This is a genomic window from Sivoneniella epilithica UHCC 1019 (genome assembly GCF_040830845.1).
Lineage (GTDB): Bacteria > Cyanobacteriota > Cyanobacteriia > Leptolyngbyales > Leptolyngbyaceae > ULC077BIN1.
The window spans coordinates 18,654-43,343 of the sequence record NZ_JBFPDP010000046.1 but is presented as its reverse complement, the minus strand read 5'-3'; the positions used below and the strand labels follow the sequence as shown (position 1 = coordinate 43,343).

At 48.5% G+C, this 24,690-nt stretch carries 24 protein-coding genes and 1 pseudogene; 13 read left to right on the top strand and 12 right to left on the bottom strand.

All coding sequences use genetic code 11. The annotated features are described in order from the left end of the window. From AB3R30_RS21550 to AB3R30_RS21520, 7 genes and pseudogenes are all read right to left on the bottom strand, one after another. Window positions 1-164 (bottom strand): annotated as a pseudogene (locus AB3R30_RS21550) (IS701-like element ISPlag1 family transposase); the annotation flags it as partial. Window positions 165-290: 126 nt separating this feature from the next. After that, window positions 291-1,139, bottom strand: a complete 849-nt coding sequence (locus tag AB3R30_RS21545) for a Tab2 family RNA-binding protein (RefSeq protein WP_458651267.1) — start codon at window positions 1,137-1,139, stop codon at window positions 291-293. Window positions 1,140-1,402: 263 nt separating this feature from the next. Next, window positions 1,403-1,645, bottom strand: coding sequence for a hypothetical protein (locus tag AB3R30_RS21540; RefSeq protein ID WP_458651266.1), 243 nt, complete (start codon window positions 1,643-1,645; stop codon window positions 1,403-1,405). Window positions 1,646-1,790: 145 nt separating this feature from the next. Next, window positions 1,791-3,467, bottom strand: a complete 1,677-nt coding sequence (locus AB3R30_RS21535; RefSeq protein ID WP_458651265.1) for a B12-binding domain-containing radical SAM protein — start codon at window positions 3,465-3,467, stop codon at window positions 1,791-1,793. Window positions 3,468-3,557: 90 nt separating this feature from the next. Further along, window positions 3,558-3,881, bottom strand: coding sequence for a YnfA family protein (locus tag AB3R30_RS21530; RefSeq protein ID WP_458651264.1), 324 nt, complete (start codon window positions 3,879-3,881; stop codon window positions 3,558-3,560). A gap of 12 nt (window positions 3,882-3,893) precedes the next feature. Next, complete coding sequence (locus AB3R30_RS21525) at window positions 3,894-4,508, bottom strand: gamma-glutamylcyclotransferase family protein (RefSeq protein WP_458651263.1); 615 nt, start codon at window positions 4,506-4,508, stop codon at window positions 3,894-3,896. A 184-nt stretch (window positions 4,509-4,692) separates the two neighbouring features. Then, on the bottom strand, window positions 4,693-5,220 hold the full coding sequence (locus AB3R30_RS21520) for a tetratricopeptide repeat protein (protein WP_458651262.1): 528 nt from the start codon (window positions 5,218-5,220) through the stop codon (window positions 4,693-4,695). A gap of 264 nt (window positions 5,221-5,484) precedes the next feature. On the opposite strand from AB3R30_RS21520, the gene ilvC reads away from it, so the two are divergent. The 4 genes from ilvC to AB3R30_RS21500 all read left to right on the top strand — a co-directional run bounded on the left by ilvC (window position 5,485) and on the right by AB3R30_RS21500 (window position 9,045). Beyond that, the gene (gene ilvC, locus AB3R30_RS21515; RefSeq protein ID WP_458651261.1) at window positions 5,485-6,480 is read left to right on the top strand and encodes a ketol-acid reductoisomerase; all 996 of its coding nucleotides are present in this window, start codon (window positions 5,485-5,487) and stop codon (window positions 6,478-6,480) included. A gap of 167 nt (window positions 6,481-6,647) precedes the next feature. Beyond that, window positions 6,648-7,349: a hypothetical protein gene (locus AB3R30_RS21510; RefSeq protein ID WP_458651260.1), complete on the top strand. Its 702-nt coding sequence runs from the start codon at window positions 6,648-6,650 to the stop codon at window positions 7,347-7,349. Window positions 7,350-7,437: 88 nt separating this feature from the next. Further along, window positions 7,438-7,866, top strand: a complete 429-nt coding sequence (locus tag AB3R30_RS21505; protein WP_458651259.1) for a hypothetical protein — start codon at window positions 7,438-7,440, stop codon at window positions 7,864-7,866. Between the two features lie 6 nt (window positions 7,867-7,872). After that, entirely contained in the window at window positions 7,873-9,045 is a 1,173-nt protein-coding gene (locus AB3R30_RS21500) for a cysteine desulfurase family protein (RefSeq protein WP_458651258.1), read from the top strand. A 41-nt stretch (window positions 9,046-9,086) separates the two neighbouring features. Here the strand turns inward: AB3R30_RS21500 and AB3R30_RS21495 are convergent, their stop codons facing one another. Next, window positions 9,087-9,596, bottom strand: coding sequence for a TIGR02652 family protein (locus AB3R30_RS21495; protein WP_458651257.1), 510 nt, complete (start codon window positions 9,594-9,596; stop codon window positions 9,087-9,089). Between the two features lie 117 nt (window positions 9,597-9,713). Here AB3R30_RS21495 and AB3R30_RS21490 point away from each other — a divergent pair, with 117 nt between their 5' ends. From AB3R30_RS21490 to AB3R30_RS21475, 4 genes are all read left to right on the top strand, one after another. Then, a complete protein-coding gene (locus tag AB3R30_RS21490) occupies window positions 9,714-10,262 on the top strand; it encodes a gamma carbonic anhydrase family protein (RefSeq protein ID WP_458651256.1) in 549 nt (182 codons plus the stop codon). Between the two features lie 158 nt (window positions 10,263-10,420). Further along, window positions 10,421-10,537: a photosystem II protein Y gene (locus AB3R30_RS21485; protein ID WP_458651255.1), complete on the top strand. Its 117-nt coding sequence runs from the start codon at window positions 10,421-10,423 to the stop codon at window positions 10,535-10,537. 26 nt (window positions 10,538-10,563) lie between these two features. After that, entirely contained in the window at window positions 10,564-10,848 is a 285-nt protein-coding gene (locus tag AB3R30_RS21480; RefSeq protein ID WP_458651254.1) for a hypothetical protein, read from the top strand. Next, complete coding sequence (locus AB3R30_RS21475; protein ID WP_458651253.1) at window positions 10,769-16,603, top strand: alpha-2-macroglobulin family protein; 5,835 nt, start codon at window positions 10,769-10,771, stop codon at window positions 16,601-16,603. The genes AB3R30_RS21480 and AB3R30_RS21475 overlap by 80 nt, the downstream gene beginning before the upstream one ends. Window positions 16,604-17,135: 532 nt before the next feature. Here the strand turns inward: AB3R30_RS21475 and pth are convergent. Together pth and AB3R30_RS21465 are read right to left on the bottom strand one after the other, a co-directional pair. Further along, entirely contained in the window at window positions 17,136-17,759 is a 624-nt protein-coding gene (gene pth, locus AB3R30_RS21470; RefSeq protein ID WP_458651252.1) for an aminoacyl-tRNA hydrolase, read from the bottom strand. 6 nt (window positions 17,760-17,765) lie between these two features. Further along, on the bottom strand, window positions 17,766-18,140 hold the full coding sequence (locus tag AB3R30_RS21465; protein WP_458651251.1) for a TatA/E family twin arginine-targeting protein translocase: 375 nt from the start codon (window positions 18,138-18,140) through the stop codon (window positions 17,766-17,768). A 188-nt stretch (window positions 18,141-18,328) separates the two neighbouring features. On the opposite strand from AB3R30_RS21465, the gene AB3R30_RS21460 reads away from it, so the two are divergent. The 5 genes from AB3R30_RS21460 to AB3R30_RS21440 all read left to right on the top strand — a co-directional run bounded on the left by AB3R30_RS21460 (window position 18,329) and on the right by AB3R30_RS21440 (window position 22,957). After that, on the top strand, window positions 18,329-19,135 hold the full coding sequence (locus tag AB3R30_RS21460; RefSeq protein ID WP_458651250.1) for a DUF3747 domain-containing protein: 807 nt from the start codon (window positions 18,329-18,331) through the stop codon (window positions 19,133-19,135). A 346-nt stretch (window positions 19,136-19,481) separates the two neighbouring features. Continuing rightward, window positions 19,482-20,105 carry a hypothetical protein gene (locus AB3R30_RS21455; protein ID WP_458651249.1) on the top strand — a complete coding sequence of 208 codons (624 nt, stop codon included), beginning with the start codon at window positions 19,482-19,484 and terminating at the stop codon, window positions 20,103-20,105. Window positions 20,106-20,125: 20 nt separating this feature from the next. Continuing rightward, entirely contained in the window at window positions 20,126-20,848 is a 723-nt protein-coding gene (gene rnc, locus AB3R30_RS21450) for a ribonuclease III (RefSeq protein WP_458651248.1), read from the top strand. After that, entirely contained in the window at window positions 20,814-21,557 is a 744-nt protein-coding gene (locus AB3R30_RS21445; protein WP_458651247.1) for a RibD family protein, read from the top strand. The genes rnc and AB3R30_RS21445 overlap by 35 nt, the downstream gene beginning before the upstream one ends. A 143-nt stretch (window positions 21,558-21,700) precedes the next feature. Beyond that, entirely contained in the window at window positions 21,701-22,957 is a 1,257-nt protein-coding gene (locus AB3R30_RS21440; protein WP_458651246.1) for a GNAT family N-acetyltransferase, read from the top strand. Window positions 22,958-23,055: 98 nt separating this feature from the next. Here the strand turns inward: AB3R30_RS21440 and AB3R30_RS21435 are convergent, their stop codons facing one another. Continuing rightward, on the bottom strand, window positions 23,056-23,910 hold the full coding sequence (locus AB3R30_RS21435; protein ID WP_458651245.1) for a metal ABC transporter permease: 855 nt from the start codon (window positions 23,908-23,910) through the stop codon (window positions 23,056-23,058). Next, entirely contained in the window at window positions 23,901-24,686 is a 786-nt protein-coding gene (locus AB3R30_RS21430) for a metal ABC transporter ATP-binding protein (protein ID WP_458651244.1), read from the bottom strand. Before AB3R30_RS21430 ends, AB3R30_RS21435 begins: the two co-directional genes overlap by 10 nt. Window positions 24,687-24,690 lie beyond the last annotated feature (4 nt).

Sequence of the window (24,690 nt, the reverse complement as noted above, 5' to 3'; positions counted from 1 at the left end):
CTCACGTTATCCCACACCAGACGCGGAGTCAGTTTCTCGCCTCGTAAATAGCGATTGATCCGGTCATGGCTAATCCCCTCAAGATGGTCAGCCAAGTTGGTCACGGTGTAGTTGATCGGGCTGCTCAGCAGATATTGGCAGTAGTCAAGTTTAGTAAAACTCATTCCTCTCATTTAAGCGTTCTCTTATTTTGCCTTATCCTCTCCCTGCGTAAGTCCTGAAAGTAAAAACTCAAAATATCTCCTAGGTCGCCGCTACGCGAACAAAACTCAAAACTCAAAACTCAAAACTCAGTTCTCCCCATCTTGTTTCAGCAACCAAAACGCGGTGTAGGTCATGCCAGAATCATCGGGTTGAATCAGCAAAAAATGTAGTCCTTTTCCTAGCTGCTTTCTCACTTCATAAGTTTGAGCCGCGATCGCCATTTCTGCATCATCAAAGGTTGCAATCACCCAGCGATCTGTTAACCCTGCTTCTAAAATTAAGCCATCCGGTGCGCCGGGTGCATAACTCAACGACACGGGGCAAATTTTTTCTAGCCAGCGGGCTAACTGCATGGAACGCCGTCCCCCATCAATGACCACTCCTGAAATGATTACAGTGGATGCTAATCCCACATTCAGCGGCAAAAACTCATCAGGTAGATTAAAAATGGGGATCAAACGATCTGAAAATGCGGTGATCAAGTCGCCAGCGGGTAAGGAAGCAAACCGCCACTGACTGCCCAAGAGGTTTTCAGAAATGGGCATGGGCGGCGGTTTATCTAGGGTGATTGGTTGATAGGGCTGCCCCGTATAGTTAGGCAGGGTTGGATAAACCAGCGATCGCTCCTCTAACCAGCGCTTTAAAGTGGGGGTATGGCGTGTGGGTTGTAGCTTAATTCCTAAAGACTGAACGGCAACTTCTAATAAGGAAAAAGATTGGGGGCGAAACACACAAATCCATTCTGGTTTCGGGTGTCCCTTTGCCAAAAGCTGCTGTAGCTGTTGCCCTAACCAATCTGCTGTGGCTTCTGACTGAGCGCAAAAAACTAAATGCTTCAGGGTGCCTTCGCGATCGCAAATGAGCAATTCCCACACTGGATTTTCCGCCTCATCTTGAAGCGGACGACGATAAAAATCAATTTCCCAAACAGACATATAACAATCAAAAGTATAGATCTGGCGCTTAGAGGATATGTAGCAAGACAAGGAAAGGTCAAGACAACCGTCTGTTATTCCTTATTTCTCAAGGATCTTTGGAGCCTAACCTATTCACCCACTGCTATAACTTGTTCACTACGACCAGAATAAAGCCCCCGTACAACATTTGAACAGGAGCTTGTCTATACATAAACTGTGAGACAAGGACTTTTTCAGAGGTCAAAAAAGGTTCCACGCTCAAGATAATCAGTTTTCAGCAACTAGTACGCTAAAGTTTCTAATGTTTCTCGGAGGTAGCGGCGCACCAAAGTATCTAGCCCTAGGCTACTCAACTGGTTGTCAATATTGCGTTCTAGCTGCCAACGCTTAAAGCCAGAGCTAGAAGAAATTGCTTGCTTTAAACTGCTCCAAACCTCAGAATCTCCTGGCAAATTGAGCAAATCTGGAGAATTTTTCACGGTGGATAACGGATCAAATAAGGGAGAGGGGTTAGAACTTTCCATAAAAACCTTTAGGAGGAGAGGTTAACGGGTATCGAACACTTACTCTAAACGATGTTAGCCCACTACTACTTCTTAAATTCAGAATAACGTACTCATTTACTCTGAAGATGTGTGTTGTAACACCGTTTTTAAAGAGGTAGAAACCTCATAAAGCAGTTTCCAACAATTCTTTCACGGGTGGGGGGACGCTGAATTGGTCAATAGCGAACTGACAAGTCAGCGCTTGCGCGATCGCCCAGTGTTTTTTGAGGGTCGCTTGGGGCAATGGACCTTGTAAATGGTTCCAAGGAAGCATTTGGTCAAGCTGCCAATTTTCGTACACGTATTGTTCCATTGGAGGCAACGTGCCGCGCAGTTCCTTGAATGCCCGTCGATAGCTGCCTAATGAATCGCCATAGTGTCGGGTTAACTCTAATAGATAAGAGAGACGGCGATCGCCCCGTGATAGCAACGCTTGAATGACTGACCAGTTATAGCTTTCAGGGCGAAAATCAATGCCTTGCGATCTCAACTGTTTTTGCAAAAATTGCAGCCGTTTTTCTGCCTGACGATTCACACCACACCATTGAAACGGCGTGTGGGCTTTGGGAACAAAGGTGCTGCATCCAAACGTTAGCCGTAAACCAGGAGCCGCTTTTTTGATCGTTTTCATCATTTCAGCAGTCTGCTCTAGGTCGGTCATTTCTTCACCCGGAACGCCTGCCATACCATAAAGCTTAAGGCTGCTGAGACCGCCTGCTTTCGCATGGATTGCCGCCTGAATAATTTCGTCATTAGTCAGCTTCTTATTGACGATTTGGCGCACTCGCTCAGAACCGCTTTCAACCGCGATCGTTACTGATCGGCTGTCATGTTTTACCAATGTTTGCGCCAGTTTTGTCGTGACGGTGTTGGTACGAACCGATGAAAAACTAATACGAACTGGGTCATACTCTGGACGATTGAGATAGTCCAGCAGCGTTTCAAATTCAGGATGTTGAGTGATGGAAGCTCCTAGCAAACCCAGGCGATCGCTCACTTGCAAGCCACGGGCGATCGCCGGTATTAGCGACTCTTCCAGACTTGCCACCCGAAATGGTAGGGTTAAATAGCTGGCAAGACAAAAACGGCACATCTCCGGGCAACTCCGCACCACTTCCACCATAAAGATATTTTCCCAGGCGGCTTTCTCCGTAACTACGGTAGAGGCAGACAGCGTGTTTCCGCGATAGGTTTGCTTAGTAATTTGAGCCGGAATGCTGACATCAATCGGCGCGATCGCCTGTATCCAGCCATCTTTCCCGTCATAGGTCACTTCATAAAGACTGGGAATGTAAAGACCCGGAACTTGAGCCAAATGCCGCAGTTGGGTGGCGCGATCGCAGGTTCTTACCGTTTGATAGGCTTCAATAAATTCCCCCAGCAACAGTTCCCCATCGCCCAGCAGAATCACATCAAAAAAATCGGCAAAAGGTTCTGGGTTGGCAGTTAATACCGGACCACCGCCAAAAACAAGGGGATGAATATCTTCCCGGTTTGCCGCCCGAATCGGAACTTGCAACGATTCCAGCAAGTTCAATATGTTGACATAATCCAGTTCCCAAGAAAGGGAAAATCCTAGTAGTTCCGGTTGTGACGGTAACGGTTCCTGCGCGTCTGTAAATAGTCGGCTGACTTGCACATCACCCCGTGTTGCCAGAGTTGCCCACACCACCTGATAGCCCAAACTGGTAATCCCAACGCTATATTCATTTGGAAACGCAAAAATAGTAGGAATTGCGTCAGCCGTTGAGAGCGTGGGGGTAAACAACAAACGTTCGGCAGCGAAGGGAGATGTGGACATGAAATCCTTGAAATCGACCTTATCTAAGGTAACACCTATACTGAGGAGGCTGATTTTTGGATCTGGAACTCTACGAGTCTAGATTTTCTGCTAAGACCGAGGTGCATACATAATCACCAACACCCCTAAAAGCGCAATCCATCCTCCTAATAGATCATATTTATCGGGAGCTATGCGATCGACTAGCCAACCCCAGAGAATGGATAGCACAATAAAAAAGCCACTGTATGCGGCATAGACACGCCCAAAGTTTGCAGGTTGCAGCGTTGGCAAAACGCCATAAATTGCTAAGACAACTACGCCAAACACGCCTAACCAGGCGCTTTTTCCTTCGCGTAACCACAGCCAAAATAAATAGCCACCCCCAAGTTCGCACAGCCCCGTCACTAAAAACAAAAACAAAGATCGGAGCATTATTGTTAACCGTTACTTTATTGCACTTGTAGGGGTAAGCATTGCTAAGCTTCCATGGGTCGATCGATACAAATCAGGTTGCGATCGCGAAAAGCTTTGCTGCTGTAGGGTATGCATGTGATGGAATAAGTTCCAGCAATATTGCTCTGGCAACCCGCACGTTACGGCACCCCGCATCACCACATTAAAATACCAATCGTTTGGAGCTAGCTCTTCTGAAAGCTTATCCTCCACTACATAAGTTCGCACGGCTGCATAAAGCTGTTGGTGACAATCAACTATCACCGTTTCACGACGATATCCACGTCGGGGAACCTCTTCCCGTTCATCTAGAAAATTGCTCAGCCGTCCCGGTAGGTGATATAACACGCCTTCCACCGTTGAGCCGGAAGCTGGAACAATATCCAGTGTGCCGCAGTTTCGTTTGGGCGATCGCCGATAAAACCCGAGGCGATGGTCTTTAAGGGTTGCATGTCCAATAACATAGGAATAGACAGACTCACCCAGCGATCGCTGCAAATCTACAGGACACATGCAAGACCCATAGGCAAAGTAATAAAACGCTGGCTCCAAGTTTAAAGAGGAGGAAGACAGAGGCTTATGTAGATTTTTTGAATGCTGGCTCATCGGAGATCGTTTGAATTAAGAAACAATCGGCGTTGCTAAATGCAAGTATGATTTTTGACTGTAGGGGTACGTCTTGTGCCTACCCTGCCGGAGATGGAGGGCAACCACAAGGGATTGCCCCTACCAATTTCATCCCCAGATTTAGCAATGCCAAACAATCTACACGAATTTAAAACGTTTAGTCTTAAACGGTTGGAACAAATCGTTTGCGAAGAGACTCTGCCCGTCGTTTCGCGGTGGAATTGTCTGGTTCTAAGATCAGAACCTGTTCATAGGCTTCAAGTGCTTGAGCCATCAACTGTTTACGCTCATAGGCATGACCAATGTTGTTCAGGGCAGTAACGTAATTAGGATTAGCTTTAAGCGAGTCTTTATACTGCCGAATTGCCAGATCATATTGCTCTTGCGAAAAGTAGGCAAACCCCAGAGCGTTATAAATCAGCGCAGTCTCTTCAATAGAAATATCGTTTTCTTTTAATGCTTTTTTAAATTGGACGATCGCCTGAGCATAAATTCGCTTCGTCAAATAAATACTGCCCAGTTCAAAATACTCTTGGGCTGTTCCTTTCTCTTTCGCCAGCTTGCTTTGTAACCGCTCTAAAGAATTTTCAACCTTGCGAGTCTGCAAAATTTGGCGGAGTACTGCCCATCCTGCTGCCACTAAAATCACTAGTAGCAGCCCGATATAAAGAATAGGAAGATCAGTGTTCATAATAAATGCTTAAGTTCATCCAGCAGGGATTTAGATAGCCTCATCCCCTATTCAAAGATATCTTAAAACTATCCCTTGTAACGCTTTAATTGAGTGTTTCAATCCCTGTAAGGGTTTTGAGTGTTTTAGAACCAATGCCTAATTTCTAAGAGATAGAGTTGATAGAAACTAAGAATAATTCCTGAATAATTCCTACAGTGCAATGACCTTTGGTAAGATCAAAAGTTTGCAAGGAATTACGAAGCTGCAAGGAGATACCCCATCATGGCGCGAATGTATTATGACGCAGATGCCAACTTAGATCTGTTATCGGGCAAGACCGTTGCCATTATCGGCTACGGTTCCCAAGGACACGCCCACGCATTAAATTTGAAAGACAGCGGCGTTAATGTCATTGTGGGTTTGTATCCCGGCAGCAAGTCTGCTGGCAAAGCCAAGGATGCCGGATTGCCCGTTATGAGTGTGGATGAAGCCTCTAAACAGGCAGATTTCATTATGATTCTGCTACCTGACGAAGTGCAAAAAACCGTTTACAAGAACGAGATTGAGCCAAATTTGACCGAAGGAAAGGTGGTAGCGTTTGCCCACGGGTTTAATATTCACTTTGCTCAAGTAGTGCCTCCCAGTCATGTGGATGTGGTGATGGTGGCTCCCAAAGGTCCAGGTCATCTCGTGCGTCGCACCTATGAGCAGGGTGAAGGCGTTCCGGCACTGTTTGCGGTGTACCAAGATGCATCGGGTCAAGCCCGCGATCGCGCCATGGCATATGCAAAAGGCATCGGTGGCACCCGCGCAGGCGTATTAGAAACGACCTTTCGTGAAGAAACCGAAACCGATTTGTTTGGCGAACAGGTTGTTCTGTGTGGTGGCTTGAGTGCGCTGATCAAAGCCGGATTTGAAACCTTAGTCAATGCTGGCTATCAGCCCGAACTCGCGTATTTTGAGTGTCTGCATGAAGTGAAGCTAATTGTGGATTTGATTGTGGAAGGGGGGCTGGCGACCATGCGCGACAGCATTTCTAACACCGCAGAATATGGTGATCTTACTCGTGGTCCTCGCATTGTTACCGATGACACCCGCGCTGAGATGAAGAAAATTCTGCTCGAAATTCAAACCGGACAGTTTGCGCGGGAATTTGTGCTGGAAAACCAGTCTGGCAAACCTGGCTTTACTGCCATGCGTCGCCGTGAAGCAGAGCATCCCATTGAAGAAGTGGGCAAAGATCTGCGCGCTATGTTTAGCTGGTTGAAGAAAGCGTAAATCAGGAGTCGAGAGTCAGGGGTCGGGGGCGAATGGTGAATGCAGAATGGTGAATGCAGAATGGCGAATTCAAAACTCAAAATTCAAAACTCAAAACTTTCTTCAATCTTTAACCAAAACCTGAAGCCTCCCCCACTCTTACTTATCCAAAAGCAAGGTTTAGTTTGATGAGCGATGCGGCAGATAAACCAACCCAACCTCAATATTCCGTCACTATTTGGGAGACGATCGCGATCGCCTTGGCTGCTGTTTCACTAATGGCGATCGGGTCGGCGGGGCTGGTCTACAAATTCTTTAGTAATGCTGCCAATCCTCAGCGGGCGGCTTTGATTGCCCGTAGCTTAATGGATTATCAAATTCCAGGGGGTGCCCAGGGAGCTTTTGGATCAAATTTTGGCGGCGCAAAGGTGGCGATCGTCACCAGTCCTGGATTTCCTAGGGATAGCAGCTTGGTTTCGCCCGCTAAACTAGCAGGACTCAATGGGGTTGAGTTATTCATTGCCAGAGTGCCTCTAGATGTAGAAACGCCAGTGGGTAGCGTGGTGGCTCCTGATACCTATCCGTCTAAGCCAACCGATCCCTATGATCTGTTTGCCTCGCCTGATTTTTCCTTTTCTTATCGCTCTGGAGAAGATTTTCAGGCAACTACGGAAACGATTGAAGATAGACAGTTTTGTGGTTTTATTGTGCCCGTTCGTATTCAAATAGGGGAGCTTATTTTGAGCGATCAGCTTCCAGGGATTCCAGCCGTTAAATATGACGCGATCGCAACGTTTGAGAACAGCAAACGTCAGGTGACATTGACTGCGATCGGGCGAAACGCAAAACAAACCTCTAACACGGTCTTTAATTCTTTAAAGTGCAAGTAGTGATTAAAGTGCCAGTAGTAAAGTGCAAGCCGCTATCCTTGATACACTAGCTTGCACAATTGTGGAACTGTGATGGAGCTTATCTAAAATGAGTTGGAAATCGTTTGTTGCTGCTAGCCTTTTCCTGTCTGCTGGTTTATCCATACGAATGCTTCCCGCGATCTCGGCACCTGTGCCAACGATGACTGTCGCTGCTTGGCAGCCGATCGCCCGGATCAATCCCACCAAGCCCTTTCAAGTTCAAATCATCAATAAAACGCGACTTGGGTTGGAATATAGTTCTACAACCAATGAATTTCCACCCCGAAAACTGGCAGCCAATGCTACCACGACCCTTAAGCAGCTATCGGCTCCAATTTATTTACTCATTAGTCCTTTAGATGGTCGTTTTAACCTCAAGTACACCGTTTCAACTCGCGATAACTTGGTCGTGGTCACCGTAACGCAGTTGCCAGATAGCAACCCTGGAAATACCACTGTTAATGTTCAGGAAACGGGCGGCATTTTTGTTTATTAGTCCTCAATGAACACTTTTTCCCATCCAATTTACCTAGACTGTCATGCCACTACGCCAGTAGACGAGCGGGTCATGGCGGCAATGATACCGTTTTTTACCCAATACTTTGGCAATCCTGCGAGCGTGGGACATCAATATGGCTGGGAGGCAGAAGCCGCGGTGCAGCAGGCGAGGGAGCAATTGGCAGCGGCGATCGCGGCAACACCGGAGGAAATCATCTTTACTAGTGGAGCCACGGAAGCAAATAACCTAGCGATTAAAGGTGTGGCAGAGGCATATCTCGATCGCGGTCGGCATATTGTTACCGTGGCGACGGAGCATAACGCGGTGCTTGATCCCTGCCATTACCTGCGATCGCTGGGGTTTGAGATCACGTCACTGCCCGTTCAGCCAGACGGATTGATTAACCTGGCTGACTTAGAAAATGCTCTGCGTCCCGATACGATTTTGGTGTCGGTGATGGCAGCAAATAACGAGATTGGCGTGTTGCAACCGATCGCTAAAATTGGCTCACTATGCCATCAGCGTGGAATTTTGTTTCATACCGATGCAGCCCAAGCGATCGGCAAAATTCCGCTAGATGTGAATGCCATGCAGATTGATTTAATGTCGCTGACTGCCCATAAAATTTATGGTCCAAAAGGCATTGGTGCCTTGTATGTGCGTCGTCGCGATCCACGAGTGCAACTTGCGCCCCAACTGCACGGCGGCGGACATGAGCGTGGTATCAGATCGGGCACACTCTACACACCGCAAATCGTCGGGTTTGCGGCAGCCGTGCAGCTAGGCATTGATGAGAGGGTTGCAGAAACGGCAAGATTAATCCAATTGCGCGATCGCCTGTGGCAGCACCTCAATCAACTGGATGGAATTTTCCTCAATGGACACGCCACCCAGCGGCTTGCCGGAAACCTCAACTTCAGCGTAGAGGGCGTGGATGGACAAGCTCTGCTATTGGGATTGCAACCCCATGTTGCGGTTTCTTCTGGCTCTGCCTGCACCGCCGCTAAAGTAACGCCTTCCCATGTCCTGCAAGCGATCGGGCGATCTGATGCCCTTGCCTACGCCTCCCTCCGATTTGGCATCGGCAGGTTTAACACAAAAGCTGAGATTGATCAGGTAGCAGAACAGGCGATCGCCACCATCAAAGCTCTGCGGCATTCTGCGATCGCGTTCTAGCTCCAGCGTTTAACGGGCTTTTGACTACTCAACAAAATCAGCTATTCAAATAATCGAAAGTAAGGGTATCGCACAGGGGCACCCGGTTCTTTTTCCAAGTCAAAATTAATCACGTCCCAGCAGGGGTTTTGTTCAGCTTCAGGGCTAAACTCCACCGGTAAACCATAAAGGCGAGGTTTCGTCGGTTCATTTTGTCCCCGCCAAGGCGCACTCCGCTCCAAATAAGTATTAATTAATTCTTTATAGCGGCTAGCAATAATTACGCGGGTGGCTCGATAGCCTTGGGTATAAAGTCGATCCAAAGCTTCATGAATTTCAAACCGAATTCCATCAGGATGAGTATGTTGACGATACCATTCGTTATCCCACTGTTTCCAGTGTCGTCCAGACTGTAGATGAACAAGTTCATTGGTTTGAGAATCTGCTTCAAATGCCCCGTGACGTTGGCAGAGATAGGTATCTGTCAGCGTTAGCGCCTGAATCGTTTGGCGGCAGTGGGGGCACTGAATTTCAGGACCAAAAATTGGATATTGCAATGCAAGGTTTATCATTGATGGCGAGTTTGCCTGTTTATGCATCAGTGCCAGTGGCTCTATTATATTACTCAGGAAGGGTTGCAGCTTTCTTAGGCAATCTAACAACACTTTTACTTGATATTGGAAACTGGCGTGGATGATTTTAGCGATCGCGGCTTACTTTCTGCCTTGGGGCACTCTCCCGATCTTTCGGCAGCCGCCTTTGTTGCCCATAATGCGACCGTTTTGGGTCGGGTGACCGTTGGGCAAGGAGCCAGCATTTGGTATGGCGCAATCATTCGTGCCGATGTTGAGGAAATCCGGATTGGGGCAAGCAGCAATATTCAAGATGGAGCCGTTTTACATGGCGATCCAGGAGAACCCACGCGGTTAGAGGAGTATGTCACAGTGGGGCATCGGGCTGTGATTCATGGCGCTCAGGTGGAGCGAGGTTGCCTGATTGGAATTGGCGCGATCGTGCTAAATGGAGTCAAAGTTGGGGCTGGCAGTATTGTCGGTGCAGGAGCCGTCGTTACCAAAAATGTTCCACCGCGATCGCTGGTTATGGGCATTCCCGGCAAAGTTATTCGTGAACTATCCGAAACGGAAGCGGCTGATTTAATCAAACACGCTCAAGACTATGAGAAACTTGCTCTGGTTCATGCTGGCAAAGAAGAGATTGAGGGTTTACTGCCTAATTGAGGCTCAATGAGCAGAACAACGACACGACTGATCAGTCATTCAGCACTTTTGACCAATCAGTCTTTTTATAAAAAGGCTAGTAAAACGAACTCACATACGATAAAACAGAAGTATGAGAATCATTCAAAAAACTTTATCAATGGGCTGAGAGGTATTTTATGGACTGGCGTTTACTCATTGTTGTTCTTCCCCTAGCACTAGCATTAGGTTGGGTTTTCCGAAATATCGGTCAACAAGCAATTAAACAAGGACAAGACTTTATCTCCAAAGAATAATTTGGAGCTTATTTATCACTTCAATCATGACAACCTGCCTCCTCAATGGAGGCATTTTTGTAGGCAAGAATTTAGCAGTTGCGCTTACTCTCAAGGGCGATCGCCCACTTATCAAACACGAATCAAGTAAAGAATTATTGAAGTTAGCAGGAATTAACCCTTGGAACAGAGTAGGAATGGGGGATAGTTGCGGGGGCTATCGCGATCGCCTGTTTACTGTGGGGAGAGAGTATGAGATTGGACAAACGCTTCTTGCTGCCGATTCTGTTTTTGTGTGGAATCGTAATCGCTGTCAGCTTTTCGGGCTGTAGCACGACCACCCTAACGAAACCCCCAGAGATGCTAACGGAGGTGGCAGCCTTGGAGAAGCCCACTCTGCCAGACTGGATTGAGGAGATTAGCCCCACTGGAAACGCCAAATCTCAGGCTCAGATTCGGGTTCGGTTTAAAGATGCGCTGATTCCAGTAGAAAGCCTAGAAAGCAAAGATCAGCAGCAGCTTTTGCAGAAGTTTGAAGTAGTGCCAGCGTTGAAAGGACAGTTTCGCTTTCTCACGCCGCGTATGGTAGGTTTTCAAGCCGATGAAGCCATTCCCCAAGCAACACGGGTGCGGGTGACGCTGAAGGCAGGATTGGCAGATTTAAAAAATCACAAGCTAGATCAAGATTTTGCCTGGACATTTCAAAGCGATCGCCTGAAGCTGACGAACTTACCCACGTCCTATAGTGCCGAGAGTCCAAAAGTGGCAACTGACCCCGTGGACACCAAACCTGTACTGAAAGTTTTTTCTAACGTGGAATTGGATCAAGCTTCGCTGAAGGAACGCGCCAAGCTGAAAGCAGCCGGACAAACCGATGGCGTAGGGCTGAAAGTGGCATTAGAGAAGCAACCGGAAGTTAGCGATACGCCTAATCCAGAAGCCGAATTTGATCCCTCACTCCAAAGCTGGGTCTATACGCTGGAGCCGGAAGCAGCCTTGAAAAAAGCGACCCAATATACGCTGGAAGTTACGCCCGGACTGCGTCCGCTGAAGGGAAATTTGCCTAGTGAAGAGTCGTTTACTAGCCGAGTGGAAACCTACGCGCCGCTGGCGTTTCAAAAGCAAACTGCGGTTGGCAAACCTGATGCTGGCGGTGCCAACGGGCGCTTTATGAATGGGATCGCGCAGCTAGAATTCAACAATCCGATCGCCGCCGAATCCGCCCTTACCAATATCTCCATTTCGCCAGAGCCGAAAAATAAGGATGTGCCGCTGGTCAGGGCTTACGAGGGCGATCGCTTGGTGAGCTTAAACCCTTGGGCATTGGAACCCGCGACTAATTACACCATTACCGTTGGGGCTGACCTGAAAGATAGCTTTGGGCAAACCCTGGGTAAACCAATGACGGTTAACTACCAGACGGGCGACACTGCGCCAGACATTTGGGCACCCACCGAACTCCATATTTTTCCCACTGCCCAAACTAAAAATGATTCGCCGCTGCAACTGAATATTTCGACGGTGAATTTGTCAGACTATCGCTCGGCATTTGAGATCGTCCAGCCCACCGATTTGGTCTACGTCAATTCTGCCTATCCCCAAAACAACGGCACAGACCTGCTGCCAAACGCTTCTACCTGGAAAACAACCAAAGTCCAGAGCAAAAAGAATCAGGCAGTGGAATCTACAGTGCCGCTGCAAACGCTGTTGAAAGCACCTACGGGGATGCTGGCGTATGGAGTGCAGGCGCGAACGGGGCAGTATCAGGAAGAAGGCAAGCAAAAGTGGCGCGAGCCGAATTTTTACGGCATGGTGCAGGTGACTAATTTGGGCGTGTTTGCTCAGTGGTTCCCTGATTCTGGATTGGTGCGGGTGCATCGTCTGTCCGATGGAGTTCCGATCGCCAATGCGACCGTGCAAATTTATAAATCTCAACTGGAGGCAAAGGATCGCCCCGCACCGACTCCCTGCGCCACGGGCAAAACCGATGCGGCGGGGATGCTGACTTTAAGTGGTACCCAGTTTCAGGGATGCCGAACTTCCGGATCGGAGGCGGCACCTCCTTTATTGGCGATCGCCCAAGTTGGTAAAGACTGGGCATTCACTCGCACGAATGAATATAGCGGCGCGTATGGCTATGGCGTAGACGGGGGCTGGGAGACGGGCAAGCCGGTGTCGCGGGGAACGATTTTTAGCGATCGCCAGCTTTATCAACCGGGCGAAACGGCTCATTTTACGGGAGCCGCCTACTATCTCCAAGCGGGGGTGCTGAAACAGGATAAAAACATTCGCTATGCCCTCACCTTAGAAAGTCCCGATGGGCAAAAGAAGAATCTGAATAGCCAGAGTACCAACACCTTTGGTACGTTTTCGTTGGAGGTGCCGATCGAAAAAACGCAGCCTTTAGGGACTTATACCATTCGGGCGAAAGGGGACAGCGGCGCTGAAATTACTGGAGATTTTCGGGTTGCCGAATTTAAGCCGCCCAACTTTAAGGTGGAGCTATCGCTGAGCGGTGTGAGTGATGGTAAAGGCACCAGTACCAATCGAGAGTTGCTGCCGGAACCCGATGCGCCCTCGGTTCCCGTGGCGATCGCGTTGCCGGATCAAAAAATCGACGCGAACGTGCAAAGCAACTACCTGTTTGGCGCACCCGTAGAAGGTGGCGAGGCAAAGTATTTTATCACCCGCCAACAAACCGAGTTTGCACCCCAAGGCTGGGAAAGCTACTCCTTTGGGCGACGCTGGCTGTGGCCCGAAGAAGCACCGGAAGTGCCCAGCGATGTGTTGCAAACGACCCAAACTTTGAGCAAAGAGGGTCAGACCAGCCAAAGCGTCACTGTGGCGAAAGATTTACCCTATCCCATGGCTTATCGGGTGGATGCTCAAGTCTCGGATGTGTCGAATCTATCGGTGGCAGATTCTCAAACCTTTGTGGCATTGCCCAGCGATCGCCTGATTGGCTTAAAAACTGACTTTGTGGCTGAGGCAGGCAAAGAGTTTCCGGTTCAGGTAATTGTTACCGATCCAGCAGGCAAACCCATCCAAGAAAAGGTGCGGCTGGAACTGCAATCGATGAATTACAGCAACATTACCCGTGTGGTGGAAGGCAGCCGCACTGCTCAAAACCAGGTGGAATACAAAACCGTTGCCACAACTGATGTGCAGTCTGGACAGGATGCCAAGGAGTCTGAAAAAGCACAACTGACCGCGCCCAAGTCTGGTTCCTATCGGATTCGGGCAACGTTGGCAAACAACAACAACGAAGCCGCTGCAACCGAGGTGCAACTGTGGGCAACGGGCAATGAGCCGACTTTTTGGGGCGATCGCTATACCAACGATCGCTTAGAAGTCAAGCTAGACAAAAAAAGCTATCGTCCGGGCGAAGTGGCAACGGCGATCATTCAGTCGCCCTATCCCGACGCGGAGCTATATTTCGCCGTCGTCCGACACAACACGCTCTATCAAACCGTGACTAAGGTGAAAGGCAGTGCCCCTCAAATTCAATTTACGGTGTTGCCCGACATGGTGCCTAACGCAGCAGTGGAAGCGGTTTTAGTCCGTCAAGGTAAACCATTGGAGCAAACGGAACCGGGTAGCTTGAATGGCTTGGTCAAAATCGGGTTTGCGCCGTTTAATACGGAACTAGGCGATCGCTATCTCAACGTTGAGATCCAGCCTACGGTCGGCTCTGATGCTTCGTCACCTGCTCAACCCGGCACCGAGCAAACCCTGAACCTGTTGCTGAAAGATGCCATAGGCAAACCGGCTAAAGGACAATTTACCGTTATGGTCGTAAATGAAGCGGTGTTGCAACTCAGCGGCTACCGTCCTCCTGATTTGGTCAAAACCGTTTTTGCCGAACAGCCCATTTCCACCCGTCTTGCCGATAATCGTCTTGATGTGGTGCTAAGTCCAATGACTTCACCGCTGCAAAAGGGCTGGGGCTATGGCGGTGGCTTATCTGCTGGAGCCGCGAGCACTCGCACTCGCACCGACTTCAAAGCATTGGCATATTACAACGGCGCAGTGGTGACGGATGCCAACGGCAAAGCCCAAGTGAAATTCACGTTGCCCGATGACCTGACCACTTGGCGGGTGATGGCGGTGGCAACCGATGGCAATCTCAACTTTGGCAATGGCGACACCACGTTTATCACCAGCCAGCCGATAGTCAGCAATCCCATCCTGCCGCAGTTTGCCCGACCGGGCGATCGCTTCCAAGCGGGAGTCTCAGTCACTAATAACACGGGACAAGCCGGAACGATGGCGGTGAATGGAACCGTCACCGAGCCACTCAAATTGGATAACTCGAATGGCTCCCAGCAAACCCAGGCAAGCACCGGAACCAGCGCCACCCGTTTTCCCGTCGTCGTTGGTCAACCCGGTACAGCCCAGGTAAAATTCACGACTCAGCTTAACGGTAAAGCAGATGCTTTTGAAGTGCCGCTGGAAGTTAAACCGCTGAATGTGATCGAACAAGTGGTGGAGACAGGCACGACGGAGAATCAAGCAACCATTCCCCTCAATGTCGATAGCAACGTCGCCACTGATGCTGGAGGTTTAGACATTTCCCTAGCAAGTTCTCTAATTCCCCAACTGGCTGCTCCTGCTCAACAGGGATTAGACGATTCGTTGCCCTTTGCCGAACCTGCCGCTAGCCGACTCGCGATCGCCGCTAGCCTACAAACCCTTGCTCAAACCTACGGGCAAACCTTCAGCGACTTTAACCCCAGCAAGCAAGCAACCCGCGCCATTGATCAGCTAAGAGCCTTGCAAAAAACCGATGGTGGATTTTCCGCTTACCCTGGTGCAGAGAAATCCGATCCCTTTGCAACTGCCTATGCCGCCCAAGCGATCGCTCAAGCAGAACCCGCCTTTGGCTCAGAACTCAAAACTGATAACTCAAAACTCAAAACCTATTTAACCAAAACCCTCGCCGATCCAGGACAATACGATTTCTGTAAACAGACTTTGTGCAAAAATCAACTGCGACTGCAAACCCTGATCGCCTTGGCAGATTTGGGCGACAAGCGCACTGAATTTGTCGCAGATATTTATGCCCAGCGCAATCAGCTTGATCCATTTGATCAAATCAGACTGGCGCGCTACCTATCCCAGTTCCCCGACTGGCAGCAGGAAGCCAATAGCATGGCGGGTGATCTGCGAGAAATCACCACCGAAACCGGGCGATCGGTGCGAGTGAATTTGCCCCAAGGTTGGCGCTGGTTAAGTTCGCCCACTGCAACCCAGGCAGAGGCATTAAAGCTAGCGATCGCCCAAAAAGCCAAACCTGACGCGATCGCCAAACTGACCCAAGGACTGCTCGACCAACGGCGCAACGGCACCTGGCAAAGCACCTACGACAATGCCCAAGCGTTGACTGCCCTAGTAGCAACCAGCAAACTCCAGCCCACACCGCCCAACTTTTCCGCAACGGCACAACTCGCCGGAAAAACTCTGGTAAACGCTCAGTTTCAGGGTTACCAAAAAGCCAGTAAAAACGTCACAGTCGCCCTTGCCGATCTGCCCCGTGGCAAAAATGACGTAACCCTGAGAAAAACCGGTAATGGTATCCTGCACTATCTGGTTGCCTATCGCTATCGACTGCAAGGCAACCAACCCGGTCGTTTGAATGGGCTGCGAATTACCCGCAGCCTGCGTCCTGCCAATCAAGAACAGGCGCTATATACTACTGGACTCTATGCTACGGATTCCCTGAAAGTGCCCGTGGGTCAAGTGTATGATGTGGGATTGGAAATCATCACCGATCATCCGGTGGATCAGGTTGTCATCACTGATCCGCTGCCTGCCGGATTTGAAGCCGTCGATAATAGTTTCCAAACCTCCACGCCTTACTTCAAAGCCAAAGGAGACAGTTGGCAGGTCAATTATCAAACCATTTACAAAGACCGAGTTGTTGCCTTTGGCGATCGCCTCAATCCGGGGGTTTATACACTGCACTATCTTGTAAGATCGGTCACTCCTGGCACCTTCATCTATCCCGGTGCCGAAGCTCACTTGCAATATGCGCCAGAGGAATTCGGGCGATCGGCTTCTACAACTCTGGTTGTGGAGGATAAGTAATTCTGTAAAAGCTTATAGGAGGGTCAGCAGATAAAAGTTTAAGCCCTTGTCCAGAGAATTTTTGAATGTATCAGCTTAAGGCTTTCTGTCTCTAAGTTGCTGTTCAAACATCGGCTTTAAGCGTTGGAATTCCGCATCAAGCAATTTTTGACTGGCTTGAGAGGAACCCACTGCTGTAGCTCCAAATCTTCGTTCAGACTTGATTTTAATAGGAACTGCTGAACGAACACCAATGGGGATCTTCCCGGTCAAACAGCATCAGATGGTAGCGCTCTTTTTGGCAGAGCAAGCGAATCAGTTTTAGATCCTCAGCCTGCTTGAAATCAAAATAGATAAGATGTGTGGACGAGTAGATGGGTGTTTGTGTAGCTTATGCAAGCGCAAATAGCTGTAAATTGGTATGAGTTCGTTGATGTTGCCCAAGCAGAAGGACGCAGCCAGACCCTAAAAGCATTTCGGCAGGAAATGCGAGAACTAAGCCAGTAATCGACTCCTATCTTTCACCTAATGGTTTGGGCATTGCCGCCCTCTCCTATTCTCCCACCGTCCGATTGTTGTAGAGACTCATCGCCTTTTCCACGCCTTGCTTGAGGCTATATTCCACCATTTCGACAGAGAGTTTAATCACCTCTGCAACGATCTCGGACTCACTCGGAGCAAATTTACCCAACACATGAGAAATAGTGTCTTTGTCGATGTCGGCATTTTTGGCGCTGCCGATGCCAAGGCGTAATCGGGGAAAAGCTTGAGTGCCTAAGTGGGCGATCGCGGATTTCATGCCATTATGCCCACCCGCCGACCCAGACAGGCGCATCCGCAGTTTCCCTACAGGCAGATCCATATCATCGTAGATAATCAGCACGGATTCGGGTGGCAATTTATACCAATCGAGAACCGCGCGAATGGATTGCCCAGAGTTATTCATGTAGGTTTGCGGCTTGAGCAGGCGCACTTTGGCATTGTTTGCCCCCAGCCCTTCTCCAAAGAAGCCTTGATATTTCTTTTGCTCGGATAGGCTGATTTGCCACCCCTTCGCCAACAAATCCACTACTTCAAACCCGATGTTATGGCGAGTGCGATCGTACTTAGCACCAGGATTGCCCAATCCCACAATCACTTGGGGAATCATTAGAGGCGATAGAGGTAGGTCAGTCATTGCTGGTTAGCCCAAAGATTCTTCGGGTTGAGATTCTGGGCTAGCCGCGATAGGCTCAGATTCCATAAGTGGAGAGTCTACAGGCTCAGCTTTTACGGTGGGCACCATGGACACTTCTGGTTCAGTGGGTTCGATCGCCGCAGAAAGGGCAGGCGGGGCAGGTTCTTCTAAGGTTGCCTGCATGGGTTCTTTAACAATTCGCTCAATTTGCTCAGCTTCACGCTTGAACTCGCTTTCAAACTCTTTTGAGGCATCTTGAAAGCCGCGAATGGCTTTACCCATACTGCGACCAATTTCGGGTAGCTTCTTGGGTCCAAAAACAAGCAGCGCTAAGGTGAAAATTAGTGCCATTTCGGGCAAACCAATTCCAAAAACATTCATAGTGCTGACTCCTACAGGGCGGTGCGATCGGGAAACATTTACAGGGTCACTGCGTCAAAAAGGTCAACAGACACCAAACAAAAGAATATCTCAGAAAGGAAATGTTATCCGGATCTGGGGTTGCGCGTTGGGCAATAGTTTGGATATGTCGAACCAATCAACCACTCTTTAACTCTGACTTGAATATTATGCATACTTCATTGAACCTCCGTTTAGCGACGTTGGCGACGCTTGCGATCGCTAGTTTGGGTCAGGCGACTCCTGCGATCGCCCAGTCTATGTTTGGTCAACAAGAAATTGACTCAAGCCGCTTTGTTGCGGTTGCCTCTCCCTATGGTGGAAATGCCCATCAACTTCTGATCATAAAACAGCTTAGCAATGTTCGCTCGTGTTGGAGTGAAAGCGGCACTAGCCCAACGGTGATCAATCCGCTGCTAGTAGAATTTGATTTTACTGATATTTGTGGGCGCAGCACTGACAGCAATGGCTACTCGATGCGGGTGGGTGGCGAAGATCAAAACTGGCGCTATAGCTTTCGGGTCGTCAAGCGAGAGGGCGATTTACACCTGATTGCGGCACCCAATACCGATCGCACCGCGCCAGAACTGCTGATTGCTAGAACACGCGGCTATACCCCTGGTTTTGCCAAACTTTACTTTGAACCGGGCTGGCGAGTCACTGAGCGATCGTATCAAGGTTCATCGATTGGACATGTCTATTTGACGAATAATCAATCGATCGCCAGCTTGAATGCAACGGCGATCGCGGCTCGTCCCGTGTTTAATCGCCCCGTTGTCACGAATCCTACGCCCCCCAGCTATCCCAGCCGTCCAGTTGCCACCAATCCCGGTTCCAATCCTGTTGTGATCGCGCCTATCGCTACGACCCCCATCTCTATCCCATCGGTGCAAGCGCCTCGCCCGGTAGCACAACCCCAACCTAAGAAAGTGCAAAAGCGCCGTTCTAGCTGGTTTCAGCAGCTATTTGGACGGTAGATTAATTTGGAGGTGGAGGAGTGGAGGGGTAGAGGAGTGGAAATGTGAGATTAAATGCGGCTGAACTTCTTTACCTTCTACCGCTTTTGGGTATTGCAGTACGAGAAAAGGTCAAAACAACCACCGTCCGTTATTCTTTATTTCTTAAGGATCTTTATGTCCTAATCTATTCATCTGTTGCTATAAAACTTGCTCAACTTTTTAGAAAACTTGTTTGAATGTATAGATTCTACAAAGTTATCCAAGGAAGTGAGTTTGGCTTTACGGGCATGTTTAGGATGAGGGCAAGGAATAGGAGTGCGATTCTATTCGGTTCTTGCGCTCTGCAACATTGCAGCATAACTCCGTGGATAGTAGTATTTCTCAGCGTATCAATTCCAACGCCTTGGAGGTCGTACTTCCATTTCGTCGCCTACTTGCTGTTGGAGAAAAAAAACGGGGTGGGCTAATTCTCTGCAAACCTCATTATGCTGAGTTTGCGGGACCGGGTGCCGCGATCGCCTGCCTCACGGCGCCTGACTATTCATTCATTATTGCGATCGGCGCTCCAGAACTGGTTGAAGTCACCAATCCCAGCGATCGCCAACGGGCTTACAGTCGCAGAATCCAGTGGGTTCGCTGGCTTCAAAAAATTGTGTTTCATCCCGATCCAGTTCAACGAGCAGAGAAGCTATTTTTGGGATTTGAAGAATTTTTTACGGGTGAAGTGGTGTCTCAAATTCCTGATGAAATTATGGGATTACTCGCGGGGGTGTTGCCACAAACCATCGCAGCCGTGCGATCGCAAAATCGCTATTTGGGGTTGAGCGATCGCTTTAATTCTGAAAATCCAAGCAAGGCAGCATCGTCGATCGTCATTTTAGATGGACAAACGCTACAGCCAATTAAAGTCTATCCTCCTACTCAAGCGGAGCGGTCAACCCGTTCAGGCACTTTAACAGAGTTCAACAAGTTGCCTCAGAGTGCCTAGAGAACTGCTAGGCTAATAGGATGGTCATTCAGTATCCCCCTCGCCAAAAAGATTTAGAAAACCTAGCAAAAAAACTAGGATTATCCAACACGGCACCCATCAATTGGTATTTGCTGGATTTAGCCTTAACCCATCCCACAATCTCGGCAACCGCCAACTACGAGCAGCTAGAGTTTGTTGGAGATGCGGTGATTCGCTTAGCAGTGGCTGAGTTTTTGCTCGAAAGTTATTCCACTCTGCCCGTGGGTGAGTTTGCAGCAGTTCGGTCTATTTTGGTGAGCGATCGCATTTTAGCTCGACTGGCGGCTGGCTATGGGCTATCTCGCTATCTTTTAGTGAGCAACAGTGCTTATCACGATAAATTAGGGGAAGAATCGCGGTTAGCAGAATCGTTTGAAGCTATTTTGGGTGCTTTGTATCTCAGCACACACAATTTCTCGCTGATCCGTCCCTGGCTTGATGTTCAGTTAGTTCCATTAATCGATGAAATTCGCACCGATCCTGCCTTGCAAAACTATAAAGCGGCTTTGCAGGAGTGGACTCAAGCCCACTACAAATTGCTACCCACCTATCGGCTAACTGAGTCCGATATATCAACCTTACCTCACTGCTTTACGACAGAAGTTTGGCTGCAAGATCAGTGTCTTGGGGAAGGAAGCGGACGATCGATTAAAGCTGCCGAACAAGCTGCTGCCCAAGTTGCTTTTTTTGCCGTTTGCACGCCTCAACACGATCGCAGCTAGCCTCATGGTTCATCCACGTCCTTTTATTACTGTAGTTTTGGCGATTAGCTTAGATGGCAAAATTGCCGATCGCCACCATTCTCCGGCTCGGTTTGGCTCTCCTGCCGATAAACAGCACCTGGAAACCCAAATTGCTCAAGTGGATGCCGTTCTTTTTGGTGCTGGCACTTTACGAGCCTATGGCACAACGCTCCGCATTTCTCATCCTGACTTACTTCAGCAGCGCCAAGCCCAAAATAAATCTCCTCAGCCGATTCATATTGTTTGTTCTGCTTCTGGAACCCTTGATCCTCAACTTGCATTTTTTCGGCAACCGATTCCACGCTGGCTTCTGACAACCGAGATCGGTGCCCAACCATGGACTGATCACGAGAGCTTTGAACGCATTATCGTCACAGAATCAGATGCAACAGAATCTAGTGCAATAGATTGGGTCGCCGCCTTTCAAACTTTGGCAACTCTAGGCTGCGATCGCATTGCAGCATTGGGTGGCGGTGAACTGATTGCTGGACTACTCACCGCAGAATGTGTTGATGAGTTGAGAATCACCGTTTGCCCACTCATTTTAGGCGGACGAACTGCCCCAACCTTAGTTGAAGGGAAAGGCTTTCTAGAAGCGATCGCCCCTCGCCTAGAGCTAATCACCGCGCAAACCATCGATCAAGAAGTCTTCCTACATTACCGAATCAAAAGAGGCAACGGGCAATAGGCAATAGGAAGAGGGCATAGAAGAAGAGGGAAGCAAACAACTCAAAACTCAAAACTCAAAACTCAAAACTCAAAACTCGCCACTCATCTTTCCCCACATTGAGCCAGATGTATTACGCTGTATGAAGTTTAACCATGTGAGCAATGCTCGAATCGCTAAAGCCCCACTACTCCGTGACTTGGGTTAATCGTATTGCAGACATTCCACAAGCTGATTGGGATGCCCTAGCAATGCCTCTCAAAACTCCATTCTTTGAATGGGAATGGCTGAACAATATGGAAACCTCTGGTAGCACCACTGCCCGCACTGGCTGGTTACCGAATCACTTAACGATCTGGCGTGAGCATTCGACCGATAATTTGCCCCAACGCAGCCTCGTTGCGATCGCGCCTCTCTACGTGAAAGGGCATAGCTACGGTGAGTTTGTGTTTGATCAGCAATGGGCAGAGTTGGCGGGGCGTTTAGGCATTGAATACTATCCCAAGTTGCTGGGGATGTCGCCATTTACGCCAGCCGAAGGCTATCGGTTTTTGATTGCACCTGGAGAAAACGAAGACGAGTTAACCGCGCTGATGATTAACGCGATCGATCACTTTTGCGATCGCAATAACATCTCTGGTTGCCACTTCCTATATGCCGATCCTGAGTGGAAACGGTTAATGGAGCGTCACGGATTCAACACCTGGCTACACCACAGTTTTATTTGGCAAAATCAAGGCTATCAAACCTTTGAAGACTACTTAACCGGGTTTAATGCCAACCAGCGGCGGAACATCAAACGAGAACGCAAAGCCGTTGAAAAAGCAGGACTGGTGCTAAAAACTTGGAACGGAGACGAGATTCCAGAATCCTTGTTTTCTCTCATGTATGCCTACTATGGCGATACCTGTGACAAGTTTGGCTGGTGGGGCAGCAAATATCTGACAAAAAAGTTTTTTGAACAGCTTTATCCTAACTATGCCCATCGCGTTGTTTTTGTCGCTGCTTATCCCGAATATGATCCCCACAATCCGGTAGGCATGTCTTTTTGCTTAACCAAAGGCACCCAACTCTATGGGCGCTATTGGGGTTCATCCGATGATATTGACTGTCTCCATTTTGATGCGTGCTACTACACGCCAATTGAATGGGCAATTCATCATGGCATTCAAACGTTTGATCCTGGGGCAGGTGGACGACACAAAAAACGGCGAGGTTTTCCCGCAACGCCCAACTACAGCCTGCATCGCTTCTATCATCCCCGCCTTGCCCAAATCTTTAGAACTTACATTGGCGAAGTGAATGAAATGGAACAGCAAGAAATGGAAGCAATCAATCAAGATTTACCTTTTAAGCTAGAAAGCTCAGCCGATGAATTTGCATCCCAAAGATTACTCGAACTGGAAAAGGAGAAGTTCTAAAATTCACTGTAGAGAAGTAAGAAACAGATAAAAAATTGCTCAGTATCACATCTAATTGGTTTCAGATTATCGAGGATTGAAATTTTCTAAAATGCTGATCAGGATTCAGTTAACTGATTCTTGGAGCGGATGAGCAATCCATGTTTTGGTGCAAAAATCATGGCGATTACAAATAGCAGTGTTTGTAGTACCACAATGCAGCCGCCTGTTGAGCCATCAATGTGATAGCTGATATAAGTTCCCATGACGCTAGAAAATACACCTGAAGCCATGGCGATTAGCACCATGTGATCAAAGCGATCGCTTAACAAATATGCCGTTGCCCCTGGAGTCACCAACATGGCGACGACTAAAATAATACCGACAGTTTGAAGTCCAGCAACCGCAGTTAGCGATAGCAACGACAATAGAACATAGTAGAGAAAGCCAATGTTTATGCCAATGGATCGCGCATGAGTAGAATCAAAACAAAACAAGATTAAATCTTTTCGTAAAACTGCCAACGTCACTAGAGTAATCACACTAATGATGATGGTTTGAATAATGTCGGAATCCGAAATCCCTAAAACATTGCCAAACAAAATGTGAGTTAAATCAACAGTGCTTGTAGTCTTAGAAATTAGCACAATCCCAAACGCAAAAAAACCAGTGAATACTAAGCCAATTACCGTGTCTTCTTTAACGCGAGTTTTGGATTTGATAAAGCCGATCGCAATCACAGACCCTACACCAAACACAAATGCACCGATCGCAAAAGGAATATTCAGAATATAGGCAATCACCACTCCCGGCAGCACCGCATGGGAAACCGCATCGCCCATCAATGCCCATCCCTTCAATGTCATATAGCAAGATAGGGCAGAACACACTAGCCCCACCAAAGCACTCACTAAAATCGCCTTGACCATAAATTCGTGTTGTAATGGAGCCGCGAACCATTGAATTAAGTCCATGACTGCTCCTCTTGATGACGTTGAGTCGCTCGACTTTTGGCAGAAGAAAAATCGCCAACTGAGCCGCCAAAGGCACGAGAAAGATTTTCTTCAGTGAACACCTCAGAGGTATCGCCATAGGCAAGGATGCTGCGATTGATCAGCACCACCTGATCACAAAAGGTCGTGATAGAGGCTAGGTCGTGAGTTGAGATCAAAATTGTATGTCCGGCTTGCCGAAGGTCGATCAATAAGTCGATCATCATTTTTTCGGTTTTGATATCGACTCCAGCAAATGGCTCATCTAACAGCAAAACAGTTCCCTGTTGCGCCAAGGTTCGGGCAAAAAAGGTGCGTTTCTTTTGTCCGCCGGAAAGTTCCCCAATTTGGCGATCGCACATTTGCCACATTTCCACCCGCTCTAATGCCTCTTTCACTGCTTGTTTATCGGGCGATCGGGGAATTCGTAGCAAATTCATGTAGCCATAGCGCCCCATCATCACGACATCGTGAACGCTCACCGGAAAGTTCCAGTCTACTTCCTCCGACTGAGGCACATAGGCGACTAGATTGTTTTTTTGTACTTGGCGGATCGACAATCCATTAATTGAAATTTTTCCGCTAGCAGGTTTGACAAATCCCATAATGGCTTTGAACAAAGTCGATTTTCCTGCCCCATTCATTCCCACTAACCCACAAATGGTTCCCGCTTTGAGTTGCAGTGAGGCGCTATGCAACGCCACTTTGCCATGATAAGCAACCGTCACATTCTCAATGTCAATGCTGATCTCATTCATAGGG